Here is an 8254-nt window from a genome sequence, read left to right on the forward strand (position 1 = left end):
ATAATCAACTGTACTGTTGAATCCTTAAACTCTTGACTATATTTACTTTGTCTCATTTGCAACCTTTATTCATTTATTTTATCTCAGAATCTTTTAATTCTGAGTATGAATTTATGTTACCTCTCCATATTTCTATTACATTATCTGTAAGAGGTAAGAAGAAATCTGCTAAATTCTTATTTTTTACTTTCATCATAGCTCTAGGTATTATTAAAGTTCTATTTTCAAAATTAATATATTCCCATTTTAAATTAGCTAAATTTTCTGGTCTCAAGGGAAGATGTAATACTAATTTTAATGCATTTTGAATAGATATACTACCCTCTTTATTAGAATAGATAGAAACAATTAATTTCTTTAATATTTGAATATCTGTAATTTTTGGCATATGCATAACTTCTTTTTTTATAAGAACATCTTTTTTTCTAATATTTAAAATTAAATTTGATTCACAATAACCTTTCAATACACAAAATTTAAAAAAATTCCCTATATAATTAAATAATTTAGAAGCTGTTTCTGGAGCTGTTTTTTCTTTTTCTTGTAAAAGTTTTGTAATATCAAAAAGTTTAATTTCATTTACATAAATAATATTTTCTTTTCTAAAGAATTCCATCACATAATTAAATATCATTTTTTTACTTTTATGAGTTGTTTCAGTAGTTGATAAAGATTCTTTTTTAAGCCATTCATTTATTGCATTTTCTATTTTGCCTTTTGTATTTAAATCTATTAATTTTAATTCTTCTTTTTTATTATCAATAGGGTCAATATTATTAGCAAGTAATTCTCTATATTTTTGACCTATTTCTCTAGCTTTCAATAGAGAAACATCAGGATAATTCCCAAAAGATGTTCTTCTTCTATTCTTTTTAGTTGGTGATGTATATCTAAATTCCCATAACTTATTATTATTTGGTTTAACAGTAAGATATAAACCTTTTATTTTAGTGTCAGAAATCTGATTTACAACTAATTTCTCACTTCCATCTTTTTCAATCCTAATAGTTGGTTTTAAATGCTTAATTTTTAAATCTGTTAATTCATTTTTTTTGTCAATTTCTTTTATCATGATATATTCCCATTCTTATTTTTCAGGAATTTTAATAGCATTATCATTAAAGAAAACTTACTAAAAATACCATAAAATCGAGCTTTTAACACATATAACACTATATAAATCTATATAGTGTTAAAAAAGAAATTTTGAAATTTATTAAAAAAATTTAATACAGAAAATATATATTGGCCTATTAAATGGCCTATTCAAATTACTCGAATAATTAATTCATTATTTTTAAAAATTGATAGGCCATTAAATAGGCCATTTTTTTATAACTTGTAGAAATTTACATTAACTAACATAAATGTATAACATTAAAGAAAGATTGATTTTATAGGATATTTAAACATATATTGTAGTAATAAAATGGGAAAAGTGGAGGAGGTAGTCGGACTCGAACCAACGCATGTCGGATTTGCAATCCGAGGCATTACCAGCTTTGCTATACCTCCAACAGAAATGTATAGTATGTTTTAAATCATTTAAAATTGAAAAAAGTTAGATGATTTATTATAATAGTGGCAGAGGACAAGGGATTCGAACCCTCGGAGGCTTTCACCTCGCCGGTTTTCAAAACCGGTCCATTAGACCAACTCTGGCAATCCTCTACTATTATATGGTGCGAATGATCGGAATTGAACCGATACTCCGAAACCGGAATTGGATTTTAAGTCCAACGCGTCTACCTATTCCGCCACACTCGCACACTTGGTAAGTCAATCTAAATATTAACTACTTAAATTGGACGGGAATTATAATAGCTTTTTTTTGATTTGTCAAGATATTTATTAGAAAATTTCTAAATTCTAATAAATTTATATGTTTAATTAAAGTTGAACTGCAAAAAATGTATAATCTAGCCATATAATTTATGCAGATTAAAGGATAAAAATTGAGAAGTGATGAAGTAAAAAAAGGGTTTGATAGAACACCACATAGATCGTTATTAAGAGCTACTGGACTTAAAGATGAAGATTTTGATAAACCATTTATTGGTGTTGCGAACTCTTTTATTGAGTTAATTCCTGGACACTTTTTCTTAGATAAAGTAAGTGCCATTATAAAAGAAGAAATCAGAGCAAATGGTTGTGTTCCATTTGAGTTTAATACAATTGGTGTTGATGATGGGATTGCTATGGGTCACGATGGAATGTTATTTTCATTACCTTCAAGAGAATTAATTGCAAACTCTATTGAAACTGTAATGAATGCACATAAACTTGATGCAATGATTGCTATTCCTAACTGTGATAAAATTGTTCCAGGTATGATTATGGGAGCTTTAAGAGTAAATGTTCCAACTATTTTTGTTTCAGGTGGACCAATGGAAAAAGGTTACACACAAGATGGAACTCCTATTGACTTGGCAACTGCATTTGAAGCTGTTGGAAAACACGAAGCTGGAGAAATGAGTGATGAAGAGTTAAAAGATATTGAATGTAACGCATGTCCAAGTGGTGGTTCATGTTCTGGAATGTTTACAGCTAACTCTATGAATACACTTATGGAAGCTATGGGAATTGCACTTCCTGGAAATGGAACTATCTTAGCCCTAACGCCTGAGAGAGAAGTATTATATAGACAAGCTGCAAGAAGAATTTGTGAAATTGCTTTAGATGCAAAATCAAGAGAAAAATATAAATTAACAAATATTTTAAATGAAAATGCAGTTAGAAATGCTTTTGCTGTTGATATGGCAATGGGTGGAAGCTCAAATACAGTTCTTCATATGTTAGCAATCGCAAAAGAAGCAAAAGTTAATTTTAATCTTGAAGATATTAATAAAATTTCTAAAAGAGTTTCACATATTGCAAAAATTTCTCCATCTTTATCAACTGTTCATATGGAAGATATCAATAAAGCTGGTGGAGTTAATGCTGTAATGAAAGAAATGAGTAAAAGAGGCGATGATATTTTATTAGATAACCTTACTATTTCTGGTGAGACTTTATTAGAAAAAATTAAAGATGCACATATCAAAGATACAAATATTATTCATACTATTGATAATCCATATTCACAAGTTGGTGGATTAGCGATTCTTTATGGAAACCTTGCAGAACAAGGTGCTGTTATTAAAACTGCTGGAATTACAGGTTCAAGAGTAATGACAGGAAAAGCTGTTTGTTTTGATGGTCAAGCTGAATGTATCAAAGGAATCGTAAGTGGTAAAGTAAAAGCTGGCGATGTTGTAGTTATTAGATACGAAGGTCCAAAAGGTGGTCCTGGAATGCAAGAAATGTTAGCACCTACTTCACTTATCATGGGAATGGGTCTTGGTGATGATGTTGCACTTATTACTGATGGAAGATTTTCAGGAGCTACAAGAGGAGCTTCTATTGGTCATGTTAGTCCAGAAGCCGCTGAGGGCGGAATGATTGGATTATTAAAAGATGGTGATGAAATTCATATTGATGTTGACCAATATATTTTAAGTGTAAAATTAAGTGATGAAGAAATTGCAAACAGAAAAGCAAATTTTGTTCCTCTTAAAAAACCTCTTAACTCTTCATGGTTGGGACAATACAGAGCTTTAGTTACAAATGCAAGTAGCGGAGCTGTATTAAAAACTGATTTATAATACATCTAACTAAGGTTTTCCCTTAGTTAGATATTAACTAAACATTAACCTTTGATTGGAAAATAGTTTACACTTATACTTCATAATGTCACTATAAAATTAAAAAGAGGATAACAAAGTGAAGAAAAAACTTCTACTAATTTCTACATTAATAGCTACACAATTATTTTCAAAAACAATTGATTTCGAAGTAGTGGATTCAAATCCTACTAGAATTTCTCCAAACTCTGCAAATGAAATCTTATCTTTTAATAACAGCGTTAAAGATTCTGTTCAATCTATTGTAAATATTTCTGCAAAAAAACATGTAAATGAGGGAATTGAAAATCTTCCTTTGCAAATGTTTAATGATCCTTTTTTCAAAAGATTTTTTGGAGACCAATTTGGAAATCAATTTAAACAAAATAGAATTCAAAGATCGTTGGGTTCTGGTGTAATCATTTCAAAAGATGGATATATAGTTACAAATAATCATGTTATTGAAAATGCAGAAGAAATAACTGTAACAATTGGTGATGAAACAACAGAATATAATGCAAAACTTGTAGGTCGTGATGCTGATAGTGATATTGCTGTTATTAAAATTGAGGCAAATATTTCATTAAGACCTATAAAACTTGCAGATTCTAACTCATTATTAGTTGGAGATTTAATTTTTGCTATTGGAAATCCTTTTGGTATAGGAAGTACAGTAACGCAGGGAATTATCTCAGCTTTAAATAAAAATAAAGTTGGAATAAATAGATATGAAAACTATATTCAAACTGATGCTTCTATAAATCCTGGAAATTCAGGTGGTGCATTGGTTGATAGTCGTGGTGCATTAATTGGTATAAATACTGCAATTATTTCAAAAGGTGGAGGAAATAATGGAATTGGTTTTGCAATTCCCGTTGCCATGGTTAAAGATGTAGTTGGAAAATTAGTTGCTGATGGAAAAGTAACAAGAGGATATTTAGGTGTTGCAATTGCTGATTTAGATAATGAATCTTCAAAAGTTTATAAAAGAAAAGAAGGTGCTTTAGTTTTAGATATTTCAGCAGAAACTCCAGCTGCTAAAGGTGGTCTAAAAAGAGGTGACTTAATTTATGCAATAAATGGTAAATTAGCTAAAGATAAAACTTCTTTACAAAATACAATTGCATCTTTCAAACCTGATGAAAAAGTAAAGATTCAAGTTGAAAGAGATGGAAAAGATATTGAATTAACTATTGTTTTAGCAGATAGAACTACGGTATTAGATACACCAGCTACTGCTTCTCAAGTAAATAACAATATTTTTCTTGGTGGATTAAAATTAAGTGTTATAGACAGTGAAACTCAAAAACAATTTAGATTACCAACTGATGTTACTGGAATATTAATTTCAGATGTTGAACTAAAATCAAAGGCTGAAAAAGCTGGTTTTCAAGCTGGTGATATTATTGTTCAAATTGAAGATTTAGAGATAAAAAACTTTGCAAATGTCGAAACAGTATTAAAAAAATATGCTACTAAATTTAAAAGAGTATATGTAAATAGATACGGTCAAACTATATTATTCATCATTCAATAAAAAGGATAACCCATTATTAAAGTACTTATGATAGAAGATGATATTGAATTAGCTCAAATCATCACCGATTATTTAAAATCATTTGACATTGAAGTTACAAACACTGATAGTCCATACAATGGACTATCGATGCTTAGTGTACATAAAGATTACCAACTTATTATTTTAGATTTAACTCTTCCTGAAATTGATGGATTAGAATTAATTCCAAAAATAAGAGAAAAATCTGATATTCCAATTATTATAAGCTCAGCGCGTGATGACATTTTAGACAAAGTTATGGGACTTGAAAGAGGTGCTGATGATTATCTTCCAAAACCTTACAATCCAAGAGAACTTCAAGCTAGAATTAAAACTATTCTAAAAAGAGTTGACACAAATAATGAGCCTAAAAAACCTGAGCAAAACTCGCTTTTTGAAGTAAGAGAAGATGATATGCAAATATTATTTCAAAATACGGCTTTGACTTTAACACTTGCTGAATATGATATTTTAAAACTATTAGTTCAAAGAAATCATGGAGTTGTTGCAAGAGAAGATTTTATTTATGCAAGTGATAATATTGAAGATGATTCATCTTTAAAAAATATTGATGTAATAATTTCAAGAATTAGAACAAAATTAGCAAAAATAGATGAATCTATTATGCCTATAAAATCAGTAAGAGGTATTGGGTATCAGTTAATATGATAAAAAATATCTCTATTTCTACTTTTGTAAATATTATATTTTCATTAGCTTTTATATCTATTTTTATAACATTTGCAATGTTTATAAACTACGACCAACAAAGACATGAAATATCTTTGCAAAATAGGTATGAATTAATAGCAGAAAACTTTTTAAGCTCTTTTCAAAATCAACCAACAGCAGAATCGTTATTGACTATTTTTAGAAAATTTAAAGTTAAACCTATTGAAGAGCGAGAAAAAAGATTAGAGATTATAAAAAACGCTCAAGAATTAACAATAACTCAAAACTATTTAGGAACATATCGTGTTTATAAATATGATGGCAATTATTATATTTATGTACAACAATATGGCTATAACATCATGTTAAAAGATTCAGATGGACACAATTATAGTATTGCTTTTATAATTGCAGGATTCATAGTTTCTATTTTGACTTTTCTAATTTTATATGAGATTTTAAAAAGAAAACTAAAACCTTTGAAACTTTTAAACAAACAACTAATTGAGTTTTCAAATGGAAATAAAGATATAAAGTTAAACTACACAAGTCAAGATGAAGTAGGAACAATCGCAAGAAGTTTTAATGAAGCTATAAATATCATAAATAATCAATCAAAATCAAAAGATTTATTTATGCGAAATATGATGCATGAACTTAAAACTCCCATAACCAAAGCTATGTTTATTGCAGAATCATTAAATGATGAAAATAAAAGGGACACTTTACAAAGAGCATTCAAAAGAATGGATGATATTATAAAAGAGTTAGCAACAGTTGAAAAACTAACCTCAAAAAATACAATGATTTACAAAGAAAAAAACAGTTTTTTAAATATTTATAATAGAACTTTAGAAATTATGATGATAAATCCTAATAATATCACAGCGAATATACAAGATTTTGATTTCAAAGTTGATAATTCTATGATGCCAATTGCTCTTAAAAATCTAATAGATAATGCAATAAAATTTTCTCCAAATAAAAAAGCAATAGTTGAAGCTTCAAAAGAAAAAATTGAAATAATCTCTTTAGGAGAACAACTAAAAAATGAACTTTCATATTATACAGAAGCATTTTCACAAGAAGAAAAAAGAAGTGATGGTTTTGGATTGGGACTTTATATTGTTAAAACAATAATAAATTTACATGAATACAAACTTGAATATAAATATGAGGGTGGAAGAAATTATTTTATTATAAATATGAAATAAAATGTTTCTAAAAGCACTCAAATAATTGAGTGCTTCTTTATTTAAAAATCTTAAGATTCTTTTGGTCGTACATCTTTCATAATTTCAAACCAATTTCTATTAAAATTTTTCTTAATATATTTGGCCCTATGAGGCACAATACAGCCTGAACAATTTTGATGAATATAATCCGCACCAATATATTGACTTCCATCACGAGATTTGATATTACAAACAGAAAAAAGCGTTTTACCATCGGGCGTTTTTTCAAATCCTTCCATTTTAAATCTGAAATTTGGACAAGCACATAAATAACAATTTAAATCTTCCATGTCATGACATTTTTTATTGTCTTTATAAAGTGGACAAAAATCTGGTTCATTTTTTACCATATTTTCAAATTTGAAATATTCTATTACTTCATCAACTGATTTATCAGTTAATTTTTTCATTACATTTGCATGAAGATTGCCCTGTTGGACAAACCACTCTTCATAAGTCATCATAAAACTCCTAAAATTAATACAATTATTATAAAAATATCTAGTCTGTTTTTAAAACTTACAGCTTTTAAAACATCACTATTTTCGATATTTTCTTTTCCATCTCCAAAAAAAGGTTTATTTTTTATTTTTCCAAAATACGAAGTAGGACCGCCAAGTTTAACATTTAAAGCCAATGCAAAAGCTGATATTGGAAGTCCTGCATTAAAACTTTCATGTTTTTTTCCATATTTGTAAAACTGTAAAAAAGCTTTTTTACTAAAAAATAAAAGTGCTATTATCAAAGCTGTTATTCGTGAGGGAATATAATTTGCCACATCATCAAGCCTTGCTGAGAATTTACCAAACTTTTCATATTTGTCATTTCTATATCCAATCATAGAATCAAGAGTATTAATAGCTTTATAAACAAAAGCCCCAACAATCCCAAAACATAAAAGATAAAAAAGTGGCGCAATAACCCCATCACTTAGATTTTCAGCATAAGTTTCAATAGCTGCTTTGTTTATATCACTGGAGAGGTAACTAAAAAACATACCCTTTTTTGCTAATCCCTAAGCCACCATTTCAGATTGTAACACTTTTTCTTTTTCTTGTTTTTCTTCAAATTTAACAGGTGATAAATTTCCTAAATAACTATGACTTCTAACTCTATTATAATAAAAT

General features: G+C 28.1%; 7 protein-coding genes and 3 tRNA genes. 4 read left to right on the forward strand and 6 right to left on the reverse strand.

From position 1 onward, the window contains the following. Positions 1–73 precede the first annotated feature (73 nt). The 4 genes from B0174_RS11755 to B0174_RS11770 all read right to left on the reverse strand — a co-directional run bounded on the left by B0174_RS11755 (position 74) and on the right by B0174_RS11770 (position 1767). Positions 74–1072, reverse strand: a complete 999-nt coding sequence (locus B0174_RS11755; protein WP_108561242.1) for a tyrosine-type recombinase/integrase — start codon at positions 1070–1072, stop codon at positions 74–76. Positions 1073–1439: 367 nt separating this feature from the next. Next, a tRNA-Cys gene (locus tag B0174_RS11760) sits at positions 1440–1515 on the reverse strand. Between the two features lie 67 nt (positions 1516–1582). Further along, positions 1583–1671: transfer RNA gene (locus B0174_RS11765), tRNA-Ser, on the reverse strand. Positions 1672–1680: 9 nt separating this feature from the next. Next, positions 1681–1767: transfer RNA gene (locus B0174_RS11770), tRNA-Leu, on the reverse strand. 188 nt (positions 1768–1955) lie between these two features. Here B0174_RS11770 and ilvD point away from each other — a divergent pair. From ilvD to B0174_RS11790, 4 genes are all read left to right on the forward strand, one after another. Continuing rightward, positions 1956–3644, forward strand: a complete 1689-nt coding sequence (ilvD, locus tag B0174_RS11775) for a dihydroxy-acid dehydratase (protein WP_108561246.1) — start codon at positions 1956–1958, stop codon at positions 3642–3644. A 118-nt stretch (positions 3645–3762) separates the two neighbouring features. Beyond that, positions 3763–5199, forward strand: a complete 1437-nt coding sequence (locus tag B0174_RS11780) for a Do family serine endopeptidase (RefSeq protein WP_108561249.1) — start codon at positions 3763–3765, stop codon at positions 5197–5199. Positions 5200–5211: 12 nt separating this feature from the next. After that, complete coding sequence (locus B0174_RS11785; protein ID WP_228156465.1) at positions 5212–5889, forward strand: response regulator transcription factor; 678 nt, start codon at positions 5212–5214, stop codon at positions 5887–5889. After that, positions 5886–7106: an ArsS family sensor histidine kinase gene (locus B0174_RS11790; protein WP_108561256.1), complete on the forward strand. Its 1221-nt coding sequence runs from the start codon at positions 5886–5888 to the stop codon at positions 7104–7106. Before B0174_RS11785 ends, B0174_RS11790 begins: the two co-directional genes overlap by 4 nt. A 50-nt stretch (positions 7107–7156) precedes the next feature. Here the strand turns inward: B0174_RS11790 and B0174_RS11795 are convergent, their stop codons facing one another. Both B0174_RS11795 and cbiB read right to left on the reverse strand, forming a co-directional pair. Then, the gene (locus B0174_RS11795) at positions 7157–7588 is read right to left on the reverse strand and encodes a hypothetical protein (protein ID WP_108561259.1); all 432 of its coding nucleotides are present in this window, start codon (positions 7586–7588) and stop codon (positions 7157–7159) included. After that, positions 7588–8124 carry an adenosylcobinamide-phosphate synthase CbiB gene (gene cbiB / locus B0174_RS11800; protein ID WP_228156464.1) on the reverse strand — a complete coding sequence of 179 codons (537 nt, stop codon included), beginning with the start codon at positions 8122–8124 and terminating at the stop codon, positions 7588–7590. The genes B0174_RS11795 and cbiB overlap by 1 nt, the downstream gene beginning before the upstream one ends. Positions 8125–8254 lie beyond the last annotated feature (130 nt).

Source organism: Arcobacter caeni (genome assembly GCF_003063245.1).
In the GTDB taxonomy this organism is placed as follows: domain Bacteria; phylum Campylobacterota; class Campylobacteria; order Campylobacterales; family Arcobacteraceae; genus Aliarcobacter; species Aliarcobacter caeni.